At 69.8% G+C, this 19090-nt stretch carries 18 protein-coding genes and 1 tRNA gene; 5 read left to right on the top strand and 14 right to left on the bottom strand.

Features of this window, described 5'->3' with window-relative positions; translation table 11 throughout:
- Positions 1-141: 141 nt before the first annotated feature.
- From nuoL to FV234_RS02890, 12 genes are all read right to left on the bottom strand, one after another.
- Positions 142-2253 (bottom strand): NADH-quinone oxidoreductase subunit L, encoded by a 2112-nt coding sequence (gene nuoL, locus FV234_RS02945; RefSeq protein WP_147828027.1) that lies wholly within the window; start codon positions 2251-2253, stop codon positions 142-144.
- A 62-nt stretch (positions 2254-2315) separates the two neighbouring features.
- Positions 2316-2621 carry an NADH-quinone oxidoreductase subunit NuoK gene (gene nuoK / locus FV234_RS02940; RefSeq protein ID WP_147751041.1) on the bottom strand — a complete coding sequence of 102 codons (306 nt, stop codon included), beginning with the start codon at positions 2619-2621 and terminating at the stop codon, positions 2316-2318.
- Between the two features lie 55 nt (positions 2622-2676).
- Positions 2677-3297, bottom strand: coding sequence for an NADH-quinone oxidoreductase subunit J (locus tag FV234_RS02935; protein ID WP_147726107.1), 621 nt, complete (start codon positions 3295-3297; stop codon positions 2677-2679).
- Positions 3298-3441: 144 nt separating this feature from the next.
- Positions 3442-3930: an NADH-quinone oxidoreductase subunit NuoI gene (gene nuoI, locus FV234_RS02930; RefSeq protein ID WP_147751042.1), complete on the bottom strand. Its 489-nt coding sequence runs from the start codon at positions 3928-3930 to the stop codon at positions 3442-3444.
- A gap of 44 nt (positions 3931-3974) precedes the next feature.
- The gene (gene nuoH, locus FV234_RS02925) at positions 3975-4997 is read right to left on the bottom strand and encodes an NADH-quinone oxidoreductase subunit NuoH (protein ID WP_147762747.1); all 1023 of its coding nucleotides are present in this window, start codon (positions 4995-4997) and stop codon (positions 3975-3977) included.
- A gap of 9 nt (positions 4998-5006) precedes the next feature.
- On the bottom strand, positions 5007-7079 hold the full coding sequence (gene nuoG / locus FV234_RS02920; RefSeq protein WP_147828026.1) for an NADH-quinone oxidoreductase subunit NuoG: 2073 nt from the start codon (positions 7077-7079) through the stop codon (positions 5007-5009).
- Positions 7080-7114: 35 nt separating this feature from the next.
- Entirely contained in the window at positions 7115-8416 is a 1302-nt protein-coding gene (nuoF, locus tag FV234_RS02915) for an NADH-quinone oxidoreductase subunit NuoF (RefSeq protein WP_147726111.1), read from the bottom strand.
- 19 nt (positions 8417-8435) lie between these two features.
- The gene (gene nuoE, locus FV234_RS02910; protein ID WP_147828025.1) at positions 8436-9545 is read right to left on the bottom strand and encodes an NADH-quinone oxidoreductase subunit NuoE; all 1110 of its coding nucleotides are present in this window, start codon (positions 9543-9545) and stop codon (positions 8436-8438) included.
- A gap of 21 nt (positions 9546-9566) precedes the next feature.
- Positions 9567-10757: an NADH-quinone oxidoreductase subunit D gene (locus FV234_RS02905; RefSeq protein WP_147751046.1), complete on the bottom strand. Its 1191-nt coding sequence runs from the start codon at positions 10755-10757 to the stop codon at positions 9567-9569.
- 15 nt (positions 10758-10772) lie between these two features.
- Positions 10773-11420: an NADH-quinone oxidoreductase subunit C gene (locus FV234_RS02900; RefSeq protein WP_147751047.1), complete on the bottom strand. Its 648-nt coding sequence runs from the start codon at positions 11418-11420 to the stop codon at positions 10773-10775.
- Positions 11421-11429: 9 nt separating this feature from the next.
- The gene (locus tag FV234_RS02895; RefSeq protein WP_147728470.1) at positions 11430-12017 is read right to left on the bottom strand and encodes an NADH-quinone oxidoreductase subunit B; all 588 of its coding nucleotides are present in this window, start codon (positions 12015-12017) and stop codon (positions 11430-11432) included.
- Between the two features lie 39 nt (positions 12018-12056).
- Complete coding sequence (locus FV234_RS02890) at positions 12057-12422, bottom strand: NADH-quinone oxidoreductase subunit A (protein WP_147728471.1); 366 nt, start codon at positions 12420-12422, stop codon at positions 12057-12059.
- Positions 12423-12781: 359 nt separating this feature from the next.
- Here FV234_RS02890 and FV234_RS02885 point away from each other — a divergent pair.
- Positions 12782-12858: transfer RNA gene (locus FV234_RS02885), tRNA-Asp, on the top strand.
- A gap of 73 nt (positions 12859-12931) precedes the next feature.
- On the opposite strand, the gene FV234_RS02880 is transcribed toward FV234_RS02885, so the two are convergent.
- Both FV234_RS02880 and FV234_RS02875 read right to left on the bottom strand, forming a co-directional pair.
- Positions 12932-14299 (bottom strand): ATP-binding protein, encoded by a 1368-nt coding sequence (locus FV234_RS02880; protein WP_147828024.1) that lies wholly within the window; start codon positions 14297-14299, stop codon positions 12932-12934.
- Positions 14299-14964: a response regulator transcription factor gene (locus tag FV234_RS02875; RefSeq protein WP_147828023.1), complete on the bottom strand. Its 666-nt coding sequence runs from the start codon at positions 14962-14964 to the stop codon at positions 14299-14301. The genes FV234_RS02880 and FV234_RS02875 overlap by 1 nt, the downstream gene beginning before the upstream one ends.
- Positions 14965-15110: 146 nt before the next feature.
- On the opposite strand from FV234_RS02875, the gene FV234_RS02870 reads away from it, so the two are divergent.
- The 4 genes from FV234_RS02870 (at position 15111) to FV234_RS02855 (ending at position 19090) form a co-directional block, all read left to right on the top strand.
- Entirely contained in the window at positions 15111-15782 is a 672-nt protein-coding gene (locus FV234_RS02870; RefSeq protein ID WP_147828022.1) for a DNA-binding protein, read from the top strand.
- 127 nt (positions 15783-15909) lie between these two features.
- Positions 15910-16209, top strand: a complete 300-nt coding sequence (locus tag FV234_RS02865) for a hypothetical protein (protein ID WP_306422411.1) — start codon at positions 15910-15912, stop codon at positions 16207-16209.
- A 188-nt stretch (positions 16210-16397) separates the two neighbouring features.
- On the top strand, positions 16398-18149 hold the full coding sequence (locus FV234_RS02860) for an ABC transporter ATP-binding protein (protein WP_147828021.1): 1752 nt from the start codon (positions 16398-16400) through the stop codon (positions 18147-18149).
- A gap of 62 nt (positions 18150-18211) precedes the next feature.
- Positions 18212-19090 (top strand): aldose 1-epimerase family protein, encoded by an 879-nt coding sequence (locus tag FV234_RS02855; RefSeq protein ID WP_147828020.1) that lies wholly within the window; start codon positions 18212-18214, stop codon positions 19088-19090.

The raw sequence follows: 19090 nt of genomic DNA, 5'->3' as shown, positions 1-19090 counted from the left end.
CAGCCCCCTCTCCCGTGCGGGAGAGGGTTGGGGTGAGGGATGAGAACGTGCCGGAGAGGTCACGCCCCTCACCCCGTCCCTCTCCCATTGGGAGAGGGGACCCGCGCAAGGGCCGGATGCGATGCTGAGCGACGACCATCGTCAGTGCCCCCCGGGCTTCGGAAGGCCGGCCATCAGGTACCAGCTCAGGATGCCCGCGACGCCGATCAGCATCACGAAGGCGTAGTGGTAGACGTAGCCGGTCTGGAAGCGGACGACGCCGCGGGTCACGTCGACGACGCGGGCCGCGATCCCGTCCGGGCCGGCGCCGTCGATGGCGCGGCCGTCGACCTGCCGCCACAGGAACAGGCCGAAATCCTTGGCCGGACGCACGAAGATCCGGTCGTAGATCTCGTCGACGTACCACTTGTTGAGCAGGAACCGGTAAAGGGCCGGCTGCTGCGCGGCGAGCGCGCCCGGCAGCTTCGGCCGGCGGATGTACATAATGAAGGCCAGCACGAACCCGAGCAGCAGCATGATGAACGGCGCGTAGGAGACCAGCGCGGGCACGTGGTGGATGTCGTGCATGATGTGGTTGTCGGGCCCGTGCGCCAGGGCGTGGCCCCAGAACGCGTCCATGCCCTCGCCGATGAAGCGATCCTTGAAGATCAGGCCGGCGAACAGCGCGCCGAAGGCGAGGATGCCGAGGGGGATCGTCATCACCAGCGGGGATTCGTGTGGCGTGTGATCGCCGTGATGGCCGTGCCCGTGGTGGTCGTCGGCGACGAGGTCGCTCTTGTGCGCCGGCTCGATGTCGTGGCCGTGGTCGTCGTGCGCCACGCCCTCGGTGTGGCCCGGCGCGCCGTCGGCTTCGACGGCCTGAGACGCATGCACGACGGCCGGCGTCGCGTGGTCGTCGTGGTGGGCGTGCGCGCCCCAGCGCGCCGGACCCTCGAAGGTGAGGAAGAACAGGCGCCAGGAATAGAACGAGGTGAAGAACGCCGCGATCAGGGTCGCCATGAAGGCCAGCGTGTGCCCAGGGCGCGTCGAGGCGTAGGCCGCCTCGATGATCGCATCCTTCGAGTAGTAGCCGGCGGTGAAGGGGAAGCCGATGAGCGCCAGCGTACCGATCGCCATCATCGCGGTGGTGAACGGGATGTAGCGGCGCAAGTCGCCCATGTTCCGCATGTCCTGCTCGTGGTGCATCGCGTGGATGACCGAGCCGGCGCCGAGGAACAGCAGCGCCTTGAAGAAGGCGTGGGTGAACAGGTGGAAGATGCCGGCGGAGTACGCGCCGACGCCGAGCGCGACGAACATGTAGCCGAGCTGCGAGCAGGTCGAGTACGCGATCACGCGCTTGATGTCGTTCTGCACCAGGCCGACCGTGGCGGCGAAGAAGGCGGTGATGCCGCCGGTGACCGTGACGAACACGAGGGCGTCGGGCGCGAGCTCGAACAGCGGCGACAGGCGCGCCACCATGAACACGCCGGCCGTCACCATGGTCGCGGCATGGATCAGCGCCGAGACCGGGGTCGGGCCTTCCATCGCATCCGGCAGCCAGGTGTGCAGCAGGAACTGCGCCGACTTGCCCATCGCGCCCATGAACAGCAGCAGGCAGGTCAGCGTCAGCGCGTGCCAATCCTGGCCGAGGAAGTGGAAATGCGCGTCCTTGAGCTCGTTCACCCGCGGGAAGATGCCGTCGAAGGCGACCGAGCCGAACAGCACGAAGACGAGGAAGATGCCGAGCGAGAAGCCGAAATCGCCGACGCGGTTGACGATGAAGGCCTTCATCGCGGCGGCGTTCGCCGAGGGCTTCTCGTACCAGAACCCGATCAGCAGGTAGGAGGCGAGGCCGACGCCCTCCCAGCCGAAGAACATCTGCACGAGGTTGTCGGCCGTCACCAGCATCAGCATGGCGAAGGTGAACAGCGACAGGTAGGCGAAGAAGCGCGGCCGGTGCGGATCCTCCTCCATGTAGCCGACGGAGTAGAGGTGCACGAGGGTCGAGACGGTGGTGACGACGACGAGCATCACCCGCGTCAGCGTGTCGATGCGGAAGGCCCAGTCGACGGTGAGGTCGCCGGCCGTGAACCAGGTCGCGACCTGCACCCGCGTGGCGTGGTCGCCCTCGATGAACACGCCCCAGGACAGCAGCGCCGAGAAGGCGAGGCAGGCGGTGGTGACGTACTCGCAGACCCGCGCGCCGATGAAGCGCCCGAACAGCCCGGCGATGAGGGCGCCGATGAGCGGGAAGAAGACGATCGCGTGATACATCGTGCGGTCCGGCCTCGCAGGGCGGCGGGTTTCTGGCGGAAGGGTGTCGCGGGGTGAGCCGCTCAGCCCTTCATCATGCTGATGTCCTCGACCGCGATGGAGCCGCGGTTGCGGAAGAACACCACGAGGATGGCGAGCCCGATCGCGGCCTCCGCCGCGGCGACCGTCAGCACGAACAGGGCGAAGACCTGGCCGGTGATGTCGTTCAGGTGGGTCGAGAAGGCGACGAAGTTGATGTTCACCGCGAGCAGGATCAGCTCGATCGACATCAGGATGACGATGACGTTCTTGCGGTTGATGAAGATCCCCAGCACGCCGAGCGTGAACAGGATCGCGGCGACCGTGAGGTAGTGGCTGAGGCCGATCATCGTGCTGTCTCCGCCCAGGTCTTCAGGGTCGCCCAAGCCGTTCGGGTCTCGGCCATCAGACCTCGACGCCCTGGCGGGAGGGCACCTTGCGGGTCTCGACCGCGTCGCCTTGCGTGCGCGCGTTCTGCAGCGCGATGTTCTGGCGCTTGACGCCGGGGCGATCGCGCAGGGTCAGCACGATCGCGCCGATCATCGCGACGAGCAGGATCAGGCCGGCGATCTGGAAGAAGTAGACGTATTCCGTGTAGAGCACCCGGCCGAGGATCACCGTGTTGCTGGTGTGCTCGCCCGCCGCCACGTTGCCGAGCGGCGCCTGCACCAGGCCGGGATCGATCGTCCACGAGCCGACGACGAGCAGAAGCTCGATCAGGAACACCGCGCCGATCATCGCGCCGACCGGGAGATACTGCTGGAACCCCTGCCGGAGCTGGGCGAAGTCCACGTCGAGCATCATCACGACGAACAGGAACAGCACCGCGACCGCGCCGACGTAGACGACGACGAGGATCATCGCCAGGAACTCGGCGCCCATCAGCACGAACAGGCCGGCGGCGTTCACGAAGGCGAGAATCAGGAACAGCACCGAGGCGATGGGATTGCGGGACGCGATCACCATGAAGCCCGAGGCGATGGTGAGGCCCGCGAAGAGGTAGAAGAAGGCGGCGGCTGCAGTCATGCGCTTGTCGGGATCGGCCGCCGGAGCGGCCCCTTCTGCCTCATGAGAAAACGGTCCGCAAAAACGGTCCGGACCCGGCCGGCCGTCTATAGAACCCGCTCCCGCGCCGCACAACCCGCGGCGCTGAGGGACGGGGCGGGGATGTCAGCGGTAGGGGGCGTCCATCGCGAGGTTTCGCGCGATCTCTCGCTCCCAGCGGTCGCCGTTCAGCAGCAGCTTCTCCTTGTCGTAGAGCAGCTCCTCGCGGGTCTCGACCGAGAACTCGAAGTTCGGCCCCTCGACGATGGCATCGACCGGGCAGGCCTCCTGGCACATGCCGCAATAGATGCACTTCACCATGTCGAGGTCGTAGCGGGTGGTGCGCCGTGTGCCGTCGTTGCGGCGGGGCCCCGCCTCGATGGTGATGGCCTGCGCCGGGCAGATCGCCTCGCACAGCTTGCACGCGATGCAGCGCTCCTCGCCGTTCGGATAGCGGCGCAGGGCGTGCTCGCCGCGGAAGCGCGGGCCGCGATGGCCCATCTCGAAGGGGTAGTTGATCGTCGCCTTCGGCTTGAAGAAATACTTCATCGCGAGGACGAACCCCGAGGCGAACTCCTTCAGCAGAAGGCCCTTGGCGACCTGATCGAGCTTCATGCCGCGATCTCCGATTTCTGGGTGAGGCTCAGGCGCGAATTCACTCAGGCACCTGGAGCGAGGCCGGTCAGCTTGAGCACGAAGGCGACGACCACGACCGAGACGAGCGAGAGCGGAAGGAAGACCTTCCAGCCGAGCCGCATGAGCTGATCGTAGCGGTAGCGCGGGACCATGGCCTTCACCATGGCGATCATGAAGAACAGGAAGCTGGCCTTCAGCGCGAACCAGATTAGCCCCGGCACCCAGGTGAAGGGCGCGAACGGGATCGGCGAGAGCCAGCCGCCGAGGAACAGCACCGTGCCGAGCGCACACATGGTCATGATCGCCACGTACTCGCCGAGCATGAACAGCAGGTACGGCGTCGAGGAGTACTCGACCATGTAGCCCGCCACGAGCTCCGATTCGGCCTCCGGCAGGTCGAAGGGGGGGCGGTTCGTCTCGGCCAGCGCAGAGATGAAGAACACCACGAACATCGGGAACAGCCACAGCCAGTACCAGCCGAGGATGCCGAGCGAGGTGTCCTGCGCGATGACGATCTTCGAGAGGTTGAGCGAGCCGGCGCAGAGCAGCACGCAGATGATGACGAAGCCGAGCGAGACCTCGTAGGAGATCATCTGCGCCGCCGAGCGGAGCGCGCCGAGGAAGGCGTATTTCGAGTTCGAGGCCCAGCCGCCCATCAGCACGCCGTACACGCCCAGGCTGGAAATCGCGAAGATGTAGGTCATGCCGACGTTGATGTCGGCGAGCGCCCAGCCCTCCGCGAGCGGGATCACGGCCCAGGCCGCGAGCGCGAGCGTCGCGAAGACCAGCGGCGCCAGCAGGAACAGCGCCTTGTTGGCGCCGGCGGGAATCACCGGCTCCTTCAGCACGAACTTCAGCAGGTCGGCGAAGGACTGGAACAGGCCGAACGGCCCGACCACGTTCGGCCCGCGGCGCAGCTGCACCGCCGCCCAGATCTTGCGGTCGGCCAGCAGCGCGTAGGCGATGAAGACGAGCAGGCACGCCAGCAGCAGGAAGCTCTTCAGCGCCAGCAGCAGCACGAGGCCGACGGTTTCCCAGGGTGTCATAGCGGACCCTTACTCGGCGGCTTCGAGGGCGCGCCCGCGGGCGAGGCTCGAACATTCGGCGAGCACGCGCGAGGCGCGCGCGATCGGATTGGTGAGGTAGAAGTCGAGCACCGGCGAGGCGAAGGCGGCCTTGGCCATCGTGCCGCCGAGGCCGGCCAAACGATCGACCGCCGCCACCGTGTCGCCCGGCTCGACGCTGCCGATGGCGGCCAGGTGCGGGTGTTCGGCGTAGAGCGCACGGCGCAGGGCCACCAGCGAATCGTAGGGCAGGCGGTGGCCGAGCACGTCGGAGAGCGCGCGCAGGATCGCCCAGTCCTCGCGGGCGTCGCCCGGCGGGAAGCCGGCGCGGTTGGCCTGCTGCACCCGGCCCTCCAGGTTGACGTAGGTCGCGCTCTTCTCGGTGTAGGCGGCGCCGGGCAGCACCACGTCGGCGCGCGAGGCGCCGCGGTCGCCATGGGTGCCCTGGTAGATCACGAAGGCGCCGGCCCCGACCGTGCATTCGTCGGCGCCGAGGTTGAACACGACGTCGAGGGCGCCCGGCGCGATCATGCCGAAGAAGTCGAGGCCGCCCTCCCCCGGCACGAAGCCGAGGTCGAGCGCGCCGACCCGGGCGGCGGCCGTGTGCAGCACGCCGAACCCGTTCCATTCCGCCGTGACGGCGCCGACGTCCTTGGCGAGCGCCGCGGCCGCGGCGATCACGGCCGGGTCGGCGAGCGCCGCACCGCCGACGATCACCAGCGGGCGCTCGGCGCCCTTCAGGATCTCGAGGAAGCTGTGCTCGCCCTTGGCCAGGGCCGCCAGGGTGTCGGTGCCGGCGCCGAGATAGGTGTGGGGATAGGTGAGGTCGGTGTCCTCGCCGATCAGGCCGACCGCGAGCGGCCCCATCCGCCAGCGCTTGCGGATGCGGACGTTGAGGAGCGACGCCTCGGTCCGCGGGTTGGCGCCGACGAGCAGGATCGCGTCCGCCGCCTCGATGCCGGGGATGGTCGGGTTGAAGACGTAGGACGCCCGGCCCCAGGCCGGATCGAGCCTTTCGCCGCCCTGGCGGCAATCAAGGTTGGCCACGCCGAGCGCGGTCATCAGACCTTTCAGCGCGAAGATCTCCTCGACGCCGGCCAGATCCCCGACCAGAGCGCCGACGCGCTTGGGGTCGGCGCCCTTCACCTTGGCGGCGATCGCGGCGAAGGCCTCACCCCAGGAGGCGGGGCGCAGGCGGCCGTTCTCGCGCAGGTACGGCCGGTCGAGGCGCTGGACGCGTAGGCCGTCCACGGGATGGCGGGTCTTGTCGGAGATCCACTCCTCGTTGATGTCCTCGTTGACCCGCGGCTCGATCTGCATGACCTCGCGGCCGCGGGCGTCGACGCGGATCGCCGAGCCGACCGCATCCATCACGTCGACCGATTCGGTCTTCGACAGCTCCCAGGGGCGGATGTTGTAGCTCTGAGGCTTGGGCACGAGGGCGCCCACGGGGCAGAGGTCGGCGACGTTGCCCTGAAGCTCCGAGCCCATCGCCTGCTCGAGATAGCTCGTGATCTCCATGTCCTCGCCGCGGCCGATCGCGCCGAGGTCCGGCACGCCGGCGACCTCGGCGAGGAAGCGCACGCAGCGCGTGCAGTGGATGCAGCGGTTCATCGCCGTCCGCACCAGCGGGCCGATGTACTTTTCCTCGACCGCGCGCTTGTTCTCGCCGTAGCGGGTCGAGTCGACGCCGTAGGCCATCGCCTGGTCCTGCAGGTCGCAATGGCCGCCCTGGTCGCAGATCGGGCAATCGAGCGGGTGGTTGATGAGGAGGAACTCCATCACCCCCTCGCGCGCCTTCTTCGTCTGGCCGGAGCGCGTCAGCACCTCGGGCGGCTCGCCGTTCGGGCCGGGGCGGCAATCCTTCACCGCGTAGGCACAGGAGGCCACGGGCTTGGGCGCACCCTTCAGCTCGACCAGGCACATCCGGCAATTGCCGGCGATCGACAGCCGCTCATGGAAGCAGAAGCGCGGGATTTCCGCGCCGGCCATCTCGCAGGCCTGCAGCAGGGTGTATTCGGCGGGAACATCGACCTCGATGCCGTCGACGAGGATTTTGGTCATGCGTTCATCTCAGGACTGAGCGTCGGCAAAGGCGGTCACTCGGCGGCCATCGGCACCGCATCGGAATGCGGGTTGGCGCTGTAGCGGTCGATGCGCTTCTCGATCTCGGGGCGGAAGTGGCGGATGAGGCCTTGGATCGGCCAGGCCGCCGCGTCGCCGAGCGCGCAGATCGTGTGGCCCTCGATCTGCTTGGTGACGTCGAGCAGCATGTCGATCTCGCGCTTCTGCGCGCGCCCTTCCGCCATCCGCAGCATCACCCGCCACATCCAGCCGGTGCCCTCGCGGCAGGGCGTGCACTGGCCGCAGGACTCGTGCTTGTAGAAATACGCGATGCGGGCGATCGCCTGGACGATGTCGGTCGAGCGGTCGAGCACGATCACAGCCGCGGTGCCCAGGCCGGAGCCGAGGTTGCGCAGGGTGTCGAAGTCCATCTTGGCGTCGATGATCTGCTCGGCCGGCACCAGCGGCACCGAGGAGCCGCCGGGGATCGAGCAGAGCAGGTTGTCCCAGCCGCCGCGCATGCCGCCGCAATGCTTGTCGACGAGCTCGCGGAAGGTGATGCCTAGCTCCTCCTCGACGTTGCACGGCTTGTTGACGTGGCCGGAGACGCAGAACAGCTTGGTGCCGGTGTTGTTCTTGCCGCCGAGGCCTGCGAACCACGCGCCGCCGCGGCGCAGGATCGTGCCGGCGACCGCGATCGACTCGACGTTGTTCACCGTCGTCGGGCAGCCGTAGAGGCCCATGTTGGCCGGGAACGGCGGCTTGAGCCGCGGCATCCCCTTCTTGCCCTCGAGGGATTCGAGCAGCGCCGTCTCCTCGCCGCAGATGTAGGCGCCTGCGCCGTGGTGGACGTAGATGTCGAACGGGTAGCCGTGGACGTTGTCCTGGCCGACGAGCCGGGCCGCGTAGGCTTCGTCCACCGCCCGCTGCAGCGCGTGCTTTTCGGCGACGTATTCGCCTCGGATGTAGATGTAGCAGGCATGCGCCGCCATCGCGAAGGAGGCCAGCATGCAGCCTTCGATCAGCAGGTGCGGATCGTGCCGCATGATCTCCCGGTCCTTGCAGGTGCCGGGCTCGGACTCGTCGGCGTTGACCACGAGGTAGTGCGGCCGCCCGTCCGACTTCTTGGGCATGAACGACCACTTGAGGCCGGTCGGGAAGCCGGCGCCGCCGCGGCCGCGCAGACCCGAGGCCTTCATCTCGTCGATGATCCAGTCACGGCCCATCTCGAGGAGGAATTTGGTGCCGTCCCACGCGCCGCGCTTTTGCGCGGCCTCGAGGCCGGGCGAGTGCAACCCGTAGAGGTTGGTGAAGATGCGATCCTGATCGGCCAGCATGGCTTTGGCTTTCCGTGTCTCAGGTGGCCGGATCCGACTTCGCCGGCTTCGCCGAAGGCTCTGCCGGTTTCGTCGAAGGCTCGGACGGCTTCGCGGCGGGCGCGTTCTCGCTCGCGCCGGACGCCTCCGGCTGCGGCGGCACCGCATCGCGCGGCAGGTCCGACTGCGCCCCCGCCTCTGCGCCCGCGGGCTCGCCCTCCGCCACGCGCTTGGCCGGCGAATCCAGCACGTCGGCGTCGCCCGGGCGGGCGCTGCCGTGCTTGGCGATGGAGCGGCCGCGCTCGGCCGCGTCGGCGTGGTCGTCGGCCTTGATCGGCGCGTCGCCGCCCGCCGCACGCTGCGCCGGGGCGTCGGAGACGGGCCGCTCGACGGGGCGGCCTGCATCGGGCTTGGCGATCTTGGGCTCGGTCGCGGCGCGGGCCTCGGTCGAGGCGGCCTCGTCCTTGGCCCGGGCCTCGTCGCCCTCCGCCTTGTTCTTGTCCTCGAAGCGCTGGCGCCAGGCGCCGACGCGCGAGCCGTCGAACAGCGTCGGGTCGCTCAGCGTCGCAGCCCCGCCCTGCGGCTCCGACGAGACGCGGCCGGTCTGCGAGCCGACATTGACCGGACGGCCGGCGGCGAGGTCGTCCATCAGCGTGCCGAGGCTCTCGGGCGTCAGGTCCTCGTAGTAGTCCTGGTTGATCTGCACCATCGGCGCGTTGCAGCAGGCGCCCAGGCACTCGACTTCGAGCCAGGAGAAGTTGCCGTCGGCCGAGACGTGGCCGGCCGGCCCGAGGCGGGCCTGCAGCATGCCCTTCAGCTCGCGCGCGCCGCAGGAATCGCACGGCACCGTGCCGCAGAGCTGGATCCAGAACCGGCCCACGGGCTCCAGGGCGAACATCGTGTAGAAGGTCGCCACTTCGAGCACGCGGATGTGCGGCATGCCGAGCTCGTCGGCCACCGCCTCGATCGCGCGGCGCGGCAGCCAGCCGCCGTTCTGCTCCTGCGCCTTCCACAGCAGCGGGATCACGGCCGAGGCCTGGCGGCCCTCCGGGTACTTCTCGATCTGCCCCTTGGCCCAGGCGGCGTTCTCTTGCGTGAACGCGAAGCTCTCGGGCTGCTCGGAAGCGGGGGCGAGCCTGCGGTTCGACATCTCAGTTCTGGCCCTTCCAGCTCAACGGTCCACCTCGCCGAAGACGATGTCGAGCGTGCCGAGCACGCAGGACACGTCGGCGAGCAGGTGGCCGCGGCACATCCAGTCCATCGCCTGAAGGTGAGCGAATCCCGGAGCGCGAATCTTGCAGCGATACGGCTTGTTGGTGCCGTCGGAGACGAGGTAGACGCCGAACTCGCCCTTGGGCGCCTCGACGGCCGCGTAGACCTCCCCCTCGGGCACGTGGAAGCCTTCGGTGTAGAGCTTGAAGTGGTGGATGAGCGCTTCCATCGAGCGCTTCATCTCCCGGCGCGGCGGCGGCGCGAACTTGCCGTCGATCGAGGCGATCGGGCCCAGGCCCGCCGGCTCGCGCAGCTTGACGCAGCATTGCCGCATGATCTTCACGGATTCCCGCATCTCCTCCATGCGGATCACCTGGCGATCGTAGGTGTCGCCGTTCTTCCCCACGGGGATGTCGAACTCCATCTCCTCGTAGCACTCGTAGGGCTGCGACTTGCGAAGGTCCCACGGGATGCCCGAGCCGCGCACCATCGGGCCGGAGAAGCCCCAGGCCATCGCCTCGTCCACCGAGACGATGCCGATGTCGACGTTGCGCTGCTTGAAGATGCGGTTGGACATGACGAGGTCATCGAGGTCCTGGACCACCTGCAGGAACGGGTCGCAGAACGCCTCGATGTCGTCGATCAGCGCGGGCGGCAGGTCCTGGTGGACGCCGCCGGGGCGGAAGTAGTTGGCGTGGAGCCGGGCGCCCGAGGCCCGCTCGTAGAAGATCATCAGCTTCTCGCGCTCCTCGAAGCCCCAGAGCGGGGGCGTGAGGGCGCCGACGTCCATCGCCTGCGTCGTGACGTTGAGCAGGTGCGAGAGCAGGCGGCCGATCTCGCAGAACAGGGTGCGGATGAGCTGCGCGCGCCGCGGCACCTCGATGCCGGCGAGCTTCTCGATCGCCAGGCAGAAGGCGTGCTCCTGGTTCATCGGCGAGACGTAGTCGAGCCGGTCGAAGTACGGCGTGACCTGAAGGTAGGTCTTGTACTCGATCAGCTTCTCGGTGCCGCGGTGGAGCAGGCCGATATGCGGGTCGACGCGCTCGACCACCTCGCCGTCGAGCTCCAGCACCAGGCGCAGCACGCCGTGCGCCGCCGGATGCTGCGGCCCGAAGTTGATCGCGAAGTTGCGGATATTATGCTCGGTCATGGTGAGCCCTCCGCCTCAAGCCGTCTTCTTCTCGTCGCCCGGAAGCACGTATTCGGTGCCCTCCCACGGCGAGAGGAAGTCGAAGTTCCGGAATTCCTGCGTCAGCTTCACCGGCTCGTAGACCACGCGCGCCTCGTCCTGGTCGTAGCGGACCTCGACGAAGCCGGTGAGCGGGAAGTCCTTGCGCAGGGGGTGGCCCTCGAAGCCGTAATCGGTGAGCAGCCGGCGTAGGTCCGGGTGGCCCGAGAACAGGATGCCGTAGAGGTCGTAGGTCTCGCGCTCGTACCAGTTGGCCGCCGGGAACACCTCGATCACGGAGGGGACCGGCGTGACCTCGTCGGTGCGCACCTTCAACCGGATGCGGGAATTGTGGCGCAGGCTGAGCAGGTGGTAGACCACGTCGAAGCGCTGCGCGCGGCTCGGGTAGTCGGCGCCGCAGATGTCGATGAAGTTCCGGAAGGCGCAGGCCGGGTCGTCGCGCAGGAACGTCAGCGCGAACACGATGTCCGAGGCCTGGACCACCAGCGTCAGCTCGCCGAGCGCGATGGTGCGCTCGACCACCGCCGGGCCGAGCGCCCCGGCCACGTGGTCCGACAGCGCCTGCAGAGCCGCGTCGCCGGAGACGGGCTGGGTGTGGGCGAGGATCGAGATGCCGTTGGTCATCGCCTGCCCTCAGCGCTCGATCGTGCCGGTACGGCGGATCTTCTTCTGCAGCAGCAGCACGCCGTAGAGCAGCGCTTCGGCCGTCGGCGGGCAGCCCGGCACGTAGATGTCCACCGGCACGACCCGGTCGCAGCCGCGGACCACCGAATACGAGTAGTGGTAGTAGCCGCCGCCGTTGGCGCAGGAGCCCATCGAGATCACGTAGCGCGGCTCCGGCATCTGGTCGTAGACCTTGCGCAAAGCCGGGGCCATCTTGTTGGTCAGCGTGCCCGCGACGATCATCACGTCGGACTGGCGGGGCGAGCCGCGCGGGGCGAAGCCGAAGCGCTCGCAATCGTATCGCGGCATCGACATCTGCATCATCTCGACCGCGCAGCAGGCGAGCCCGAACGTCATCCACATCAGCGAGCCGGTGCGGGCCCAGTTGATCAGGTCGTCGGTGGAGGTGATCAGGAAGCCGCGGTCGGCGAGTTCCGCGCTGATCGTCAGGAAGGTCGGGTCGTCGGCACCGATCGGGCGGCCGGTGTTCGGATCGACGAGCCCCTTGGCCTGCGGCGCGATCGCCGGGGCGCGGGACAGTTCGGGGGTGAAGGCCATGGATGCCTCAGGAGCGGGCGGGCGGGGCGACGACGCGGACTAGTCCCATTCGAGGGCGCCCTTGCGCCACTCGTAGACGAAGCCGACGGTGAGGACCCCGAGGAAGGCCATCATCGACCACATGCCGAACCAGCCGAGATCCCCGAACGTGATGGCCCAGGGGAACAGGAAGGCGACTTCGAGGTCGAAGATGATGAACAAGATGGCGACGAGGTAGAACCGCACGTCGAACTTCATGCGGGCGTCGTCGAAGGCGTTGAAGCCGCACTCGTAGGCCGAGAGCTTCTCCGGGTCCGGGCTCGAATAGGCCACCAGGAACGGGGCCACCAGAAGAGCCGCCGCGATGAACAGCGACACGCCGAGGAACACGATGAGCGGCAGGTAATCCGCCAGGAGACCGGTCATGCGACACCTCTCACGCGCTGGACCGCGCCGCCCTGAACTTCACCGAACGGCGATATGGAATTGCTCCAATGCCAGGGTGCGCGCGGGCCGAGGCTTAGTCGAGCCGACCCGGTGAAACAAGCCGTTTGCGCGTCGCACAATCGCGGCCTGAGACAGAGAGGTGGCGCGATGTCAGGTCTTCGCCAACACGGCAGATCGGCGCAGCCCCCCAATAGACAGATCCGGTTCGGCGACCGGAGAATCGGGGTCTGCGGACAATCGCGTCTCGCGTGGCAAGGTCACGCTTGACACTCCCTGCCCCCCCACCTAAACCCCCGCTCGTCGCCGAGGCCCACCGGGCTGTCGAGCGGATACGCCGTGCGGGCGTAGCTCAGTTGGTTAGAGTGCCGGCCTGTCACGCCGGAGGTCGCGGGTTCGAGTCCCGTCGCCCGCGCCACGTACCTTCCCGATCACATTAGTCGAACCAGCCCTCCGGCCCGACGCCGTCGAGGGCTTCTTGCGTTGGGCCCTCAGCCCGGCAGGACGAGGGTCGCGCGCAGACCGCCGAGGTCGGACCGGTCGAGGGTCAGGCCGCCGCCGTAGAGTTCGGCCAGCTCCAGGGTGATCGACAGGCCGAATCCGTTGCCCGGCACGGTCTCGTCGAGGCGCTGCCCGCGCCGCAGGACCGAGGTCGCCGCCGTCGGATCGAGGCCCATCCCGTCGTCCTCGACGCCAATCGCCACCGCGCCGTCCTGCATCGCCGCCGAGACCCGGACCTCGCCGCGGCACCATTGGCAGGCGTTGTCCATCAGGTTCCCGAGCATCTCGTCGAGGTCCTGCGCCTCGCAGCTGACAGTCAGCCCTTCGGCGATCTCCGTTCGGACGCGCACGCCCTTGGCGGCATGCAGGCGGCCGAGGGTCGCGGCGAGATCCTGGATAGGGCTCGCCAAGCCGATCCGCCCACGGGCCGTGCCTTCGAGCGCCGCCGCGCGGGCGCGGCGCAGGTGATGGCGGACCTGCCGGTCCATCGACCCGACGAGGCCGCGCAAGGTGCCGTCGGCATCGCGCCCTGGGTCGGCGAGCGCCAGGGTCAGGGTGGCGAGCGGCGTCTTGAGGCCGTGGGCGAGGTTCGAGACATGCGTGCGCGCACGCGCGAGGTTGGCGGCGTTCTGGTCGAGGAGCCCGTTCAGTTCGGCGACCAGCGGCCGGATTTCGGCCGGCTGCGCGACCGGCACCCGCTCGCGCCGCCCGGCGCGGACGTCGGCGAGGTCCGCGCGCAGGCGCTGCAGCGGCGCGAGGCCCAGGCGCACCTGCGCCAGCACCCCGCCGACGAGGCAGAGGCCGAGCACCGCGAGCGCCAGCGCCAGCGTGGTCAGGGCCTCGCGCAGCGGCCCGCGCAACGCCGCCGCGGGCGCCGAGGCGGCGATGGTCGTCGGCGCGGCCCCGTCCTCGGCGGGCAGCGTCAGGACTCGCAGGACGAGGCCGCGCCCGTGCGCGTCGGTCGCGTCGGCGGGCTGCGGCCGGTCCGAGCCCTCGTCGGGACGGGGGGCCGCCGGCACGGGCAGCGCCTCGCGTCCGAGCGAGGCGGAGCGCAGCAGCGTCCCGCCGCGCCGCACCTGCCAGGCCCAGCCCGAGCCCTCGCGGTCGAAGGGCGGCGCGTCGAAGTCGCGGGACAGGCGCGGACCGTCCGGCCCCTGCTCAAGCCCGGAACGGATCGCCACGATCTGCGCATCGAGCCGTCCGTCGATCTGCCCGCGGACGAACCGATGGAGGATGAAGCCGATCGCGACGCCCGCGACCACGAGCGCGACGGTGATGAAAACGAGGGCTACCGCGAGGAGGCGGCGCGCGAGGGAACCGGTGGGGCCTGCGCCGTCGGCGGCGGATGCGCGGGCCATCAGGCGGCGTCCGCGTGCAGGCGCCAGCCGTGGCCGCGCACCGCCTCGATCTGCGCCGGCGCGATCTTGCGGCGCAGGCGCGTGATGATGACCTCGACCGAGTTCGAATCGACGTCGGCGTCGCCGTCGTAGACCCGCTCGATCAGCTGCGAGCGGGGCACCACCGCGTCCTTGCGCAGCATCAGGCAGGAGAGCACCCGCCATTCGAGGCCGGTGAGCTTCAGGGGCAGCCCGTCGCGCTCGAAGGCACCGAGGCCGGGATCGAAGCTCAACGGCCCGCACACGAGCCGGCTCGCGCCGCTGGCCTGGGAGCGCCGCACCAGCGCCCGCAGGCGGATCACCAGCTCTTCGGTGCGGAACGGCTTGACCAGGTAGTCGTCGGCGCCGGCCTTGAAGCCCGCGACCTTGTCGCTCCAGCCGTCACGCGCTGTGAGGATCAGGACCGGGAGGGTGCGTCCGCCCGCACGCCAGGCCTGCAGCACCGAGACGCCGTCGCGCTTGGGCAGGCCGAGGTCGAGCACCACCGCGTCGTAATCCTCGGTCTCGCCCAGATGCTGCGCGTCCTCGCCGTCGCGCGCGTGGTCGAGGGCGAAGTTTTCCGCGCGCAGCGCCTTCGCGATCTCGGCGCCGAGCGCCGCATCGTCCTCGACCAGCAGGACCTTCATGGATCTTCGAACCTCTCGGGGACGGGCGCCGGGGTTAGGCCGGCCGGTTTAACCGGAGCTGAACCGCGCGGTTCAGGGTGGATTGGCGGCCCTCTCCTAGAACGCCGTCAACCCGAAAGGGCCCACCCGAACAGGACACGATCATCATGAGCAACGAACAGGTCATCGACGGCACCGCCACCGAAATCCCCCAGGCTGCCGCTTCGAAGCCGCCAGTCCGCCGCCTGCCCCGCCGCACCCTCGTCGTCGGCGCCATCGCCGCGCCGCTGGCGCTGGGCGCCGTCGGCCTCTCCCTGGCGCAGAACGGCGCCCCTTCGACCACGCCCATCGCCCCGGTGGCGATCTCCGCCCTGGTGCCGTCGGGCGGCATCGCCGCCAAGGGCGAGGTCGCCGAGATCTTCGGCAACAAGTTCGTGCTGCAGGACGGCACCGGGCGGGCGCTGGTCGAGACTGGGCGCCGGGGCGAAGGCGGCACGCTGGTCGCCAAGGGCGAGACCGTCACCGTGCAGGGGCGCTTCGAGAACGGGTTCCTGCACGCGGCGGTGCTGACCCACGGCGACGGCAACCGGGTGCTGCTCGGCCCGGCCGGCGGCCAGCCCCCCGGCACCCTCGACTGGGCGAAGGACAAAGTCGGGCTCGGGGCCAACCCCGACGTGCCGGCGCTGACCGCCTCGGTGCAGGCGGCCGGCTACTCGGACGTGCGCGTCACCGGCCGCGGCCCGCGCCACCTCGAGGTCGCCGCCAAGGGCCAGGACGGGCGCGAGCGCGCGCTGCACGTCGGCTTCGACGGCCAGATCCGCGAGATGCGGGCGTTCTGAGCCGACGCCCCCGGGGTCGGCGCGGCACGATCCTCGCCTGGATCGGTGGGGTGCGATGCAACCGATCCCGGCCTGCCGCGTCATGGCGAGAGACAGACCACGAAGGAGCCTGCCCCGGATGGAGCCCATGAAGCCGATGGAACCGATGAAGCCGATGGAACCGATGAAGCCGATGAAGGGCATGGAGCCCTGGTGGCCGGAGGACCTCGGCAAGCCCTCGACCAGCGGGTCGCAGAACGGGATGAAGTACGCCTTCTTCCCCGAGAAGCACCGCCTGCTGATCGAGCAGGACGGCAAGACCACCACCTACGACAGCGGCGACCACAAGATCGGCGGCGTCTCGCAGCAGGACGGCGGCAGCAAGTCTCTGACCTTCACCAGCCAGAACGGCGACGTGGACCTCGGCTCGCTGAAGCAAGTCGACTGAAGGCCTGACGGGGCGGGCAGGGCTTCGCGGCCGCGCCCGCCCGCGTGGACAGCATGGCGCCGGGCCTCTATGCGCTCGGCCCACATGAGAGAGCGCTTCACAGAGAGATCCGCGCCGGGCGCCCTTCCCTCCCTCCCCCGCAGGGGGGGAAAAGAGCGTTGTGTTGTGCCGATCCCGAGGACGCACCCTTGCGCGCGCTGATCGACCTCGTCCGCGCCATGCGGGCGCGCGACCGGCGGCGGTTGGCGCTGATCGCACTCGGCCTCACCGGCGCGGGCCTGCTCGAAGTGGTCGGCGTCGCCTCGGTGATCCCGTTCCTTACGCTTGTCGGCGATCCCGCGGCCGCCACCCGCCTGCCCTACCTCGCCCACATCCGCGATACGCTGGGGCTGGCCGACGACCGCAGCTTCCTCATCGCCGCGGGTCTGGCGGCGCTGCTCGCGATCCTCGTCACCGCCGTGGTCAACGCCGCGCTGACCTACGCCCAGCTCCTGTTCACGCATCTCACCGGCTACGGCTTCGCCCGGCGTCTGCTGTTCCGCTACCTCGCGCGTGAACGCTTGTTCTTCACGCAGGGGAACAGCGCGGAGCTCGCCAAGAACGTGCTTTCGGAGACCGACCGGCTGGTCATCGGCGTGCTGACGCCGGCGACCGTCATCGCGTCCCGCGCGATCTCGGCGCTCGCCGTCATCGCCTTCCTGCTGGTCTACGCGCCGCGCCTCGCGCTGATCCTCGGCGGCGGCTTCGGCGGGCTCTACGTCGGCATCTACCTGGTGATGCGTGCGCGCCTCGCCTCGCTCGGCGCGCGCTCGGTCGGCGACAACGCGCAGCGCTACCGCGTGGTGCAGGAGACGCTGGGCGCGCTCACCGAACTCAAGCTCTACGGCCGGGCGGAGACCTTCGCCGGCAAGTTCGACACCCCCGCCCGCGCCTACGCGAAGGCCACCGCCGAGAGTCTGCTGACCGGGCAGATGCCGCGCTTCGTCATCGAGGCGCTGGCCTTCGGCGGCGTCATCGTGGTGGTTCTGTTCGCGCTGGCCCAGGGGCTCGACACCGCCGGCATCCTGCCGCTGCTCGGGCTGTTCGCCTTCGCCGGATACCGGATGCTGCCGGCCTTCCAGAACATCTTCAACTCGCTGGCGCTGCTGCGCTTCTACCTGCCGGCGGTGCGCGTCATCGTCGACGACCTCGCCGGCGAGACCGAGAGCCCGCCGCGGACTCTCGCCCGGCTGCCGTTCTGCGACGCGATCCGCCTGGAGGGCGTCGGCTTCGCCTACGCGCCCGGCCGGCCGGCGCTGGCCGAGGTGAGCCTGACGATCCGGGCCAACACCACCGTCGGCCTCGTCGGGCGCACCGGATCGGGCAAGTCGACCCTCGTCGGCCTCGTCCTCGGCATCCTGACACCGGATGCGGGCCGCATCACCGTCGACGGCACGCCCCTCGACGCGGACACCCTGCCCGCCTGGCAGAACCGGATCGGCTACGTGCCGCAGGACGTCTTTCTCGTGGACGGGACGGTGGCCGAGAACATCGCGCTGGGCCTCGAGCCGGTGGACCGCGCGGCGGCGGAGCGCGCGGCGCGGCTGGCCGGCGCGCACGACTTCGTCGCGGCCCTGCCCGAGGGCTACGACGCCCGCGTCGGCGAGCGCGGCGCGCGCCTCTCCGGCGGGCAGCGCCAGCGCATCGGCATCGCCCGGGCGCTCTACCACGACCCCGACGTGATCGTGTTCGACGAGGCGACCTCGGCGCTGGACGGCGAGACCGAGGGCGCGGTGATGGCCGCGCTGAACGCGCTGGCCGGCCAGCGCACGCTGATCATGATCGCCCACCGCCTCACCAGCCTGGAGGCCGCCGACACGGTCCACGTGTTGGAGGACGGCCGCCTCGTCGCCTCCGGCCCGCTTCATGCGGTGACCCAGCACCTCGGGGCGGCGGCGTGATCCGCGTGCTGGAAGGCCATTTCCGCCAGGGTGACATAGCCACGACCTCGGAGATCACATCCATGTCCGACACGATCCACCTGAAAGCCGCCGACGGCACCGAAGCGGCCTTGGCGCTCGCCGGCGCCGAGCCGGTGTCGTGGCGGGTGGGCGGCACCGAATATCTCTGGAACGGCAATCCCGAGCACTGGAGCCGGCACGCGCCCTGGCTCTTCCCGGTGGTCGGCGCCTCGGCCGGCGGGGTGGTGCGGGTCGAGGGCCGGACCTACCCGATGGCGCAGCACGGCTTCGCCCGCGACCTGCCCTTCGCGGTGGTGGAGCGGGCCGACGACGCCGTCACCCTGCGCCTGACCGAGACGTCCGAGACGCTGGCGCATTATCCCTTCCGGTTCCGCCTCGACGTCACCGCCCGGGTGCGCCCGGCCGGGCTCGACTTCGCGATCGCGGTCCACAATCCGGGCGATACGGCCCTGCCCTACGGGCTCGGCTTCCACCCGGCCTTCCCCTGGCCGTTCGCAGGCGGCACGCGGGCGGCCGACGGCGGCTACGCGGTGGAATTCGAGCAGGCGGAGCGCGCCGCCGTCCCCGAGGTCGGCCCCGGCGGCCTGCTGCTGCGCGAGGAGCGCCCGATCCACCTCGACGGCACGACACTGCCGCTCGATCCGGCCCTGTTCACCGAGGCGCTGGTGTTCCGCGATGCGCTGAGCCGCACGATGCGCTTCACCGGGCCGGGCGGCCGGGCGATCCGGATGGCGGTGGAGGACTTTCCGCACCTGGCGGTGTGGACGAAGCCGACGGCGCCGTTCCTGTCGCTCGAAGCCTGGACCGGGCATGCCGACTGGGCCGGCTTCTCGGGCGAACTCGCCGAGCGGGACGCGCAGCGCCTGCTGGCGCCGGGCGCCACGGCGCATCACGGCATCCGCCTCGACCTGGAGGGTTGA

Source organism: Methylobacterium sp. WL8 (genome assembly GCF_008040045.1).
GTDB lineage: Bacteria > Pseudomonadota > Alphaproteobacteria > Rhizobiales > Beijerinckiaceae > Methylobacterium > Methylobacterium cerastii.
Note: the sequence above shows the minus strand (reverse complement) of the source record. Positions and strands in the feature narration are given on the sequence as shown.

Coding starts and splice junctions, on each gene's coding strand:
- nuoL (WP_147828027.1), bottom strand. CDS start 2,253: ATGTATCACGCGATCGTCTTCTTCCCGCTCATCGGCGCCCTCATCGCC.
- nuoK (WP_147751041.1), bottom strand. CDS start 2,621: ATGATCGGCCTCAGCCACTACCTCACGGTCGCCGCGATCCTGTTCACG.
- FV234_RS02935 (WP_147726107.1), bottom strand. CDS start 3,297: ATGACTGCAGCCGCCGCCTTCTTCTACCTCTTCGCGGGCCTCACCATC.
- nuoI (WP_147751042.1), bottom strand. CDS start 3,930: ATGAAGCTCGATCAGGTCGCCAAGGGCCTTCTGCTGAAGGAGTTCGCC.
- nuoH (WP_147762747.1), bottom strand. CDS start 4,997: ATGACACCCTGGGAAACCGTCGGCCTCGTGCTGCTGCTGGCGCTGAAG.
- nuoG (WP_147828026.1), bottom strand. CDS start 7,079: ATGACCAAAATCCTCGTCGACGGCATCGAGGTCGATGTTCCCGCCGAA.
- nuoF (WP_147726111.1), bottom strand. CDS start 8,416: ATGCTGGCCGATCAGGATCGCATCTTCACCAACCTCTACGGGTTGCAC.
- nuoE (WP_147828025.1), bottom strand. CDS start 9,545: ATGTCGAACCGCAGGCTCGCCCCCGCTTCCGAGCAGCCCGAGAGCTTC.
- FV234_RS02905 (WP_147751046.1), bottom strand. CDS start 10,757: ATGACCGAGCATAATATCCGCAACTTCGCGATCAACTTCGGGCCGCAG.
- FV234_RS02900 (WP_147751047.1), bottom strand. CDS start 11,420: ATGACCAACGGCATCTCGATCCTCGCCCACACCCAGCCCGTCTCCGGC.
- FV234_RS02895 (WP_147728470.1), bottom strand. CDS start 12,017: ATGGCCTTCACCCCCGAACTGTCCCGCGCCCCGGCGATCGCGCCGCAG.
- FV234_RS02890 (WP_147728471.1), bottom strand. CDS start 12,422: ATGACCGGTCTCCTGGCGGATTACCTGCCGCTCATCGTGTTCCTCGGC.
- FV234_RS02880 (WP_147828024.1), bottom strand. CDS start 14,299: ATGGCCCGCGCATCCGCCGCCGACGGCGCAGGCCCCACCGGTTCCCTC.
- FV234_RS02875 (WP_147828023.1), bottom strand. CDS start 14,964: ATGAAGGTCCTGCTGGTCGAGGACGATGCGGCGCTCGGCGCCGAGATC.
- FV234_RS02870 (WP_147828022.1), top strand. CDS start 15,111: ATGAGCAACGAACAGGTCATCGACGGCACCGCCACCGAAATCCCCCAG.
- FV234_RS02865 (WP_306422411.1), top strand. CDS start 15,910: ATGAAGCCGATGGAACCGATGAAGCCGATGGAACCGATGAAGCCGATG.
- FV234_RS02855 (WP_147828020.1), top strand. CDS start 18,212: ATGTCCGACACGATCCACCTGAAAGCCGCCGACGGCACCGAAGCGGCC.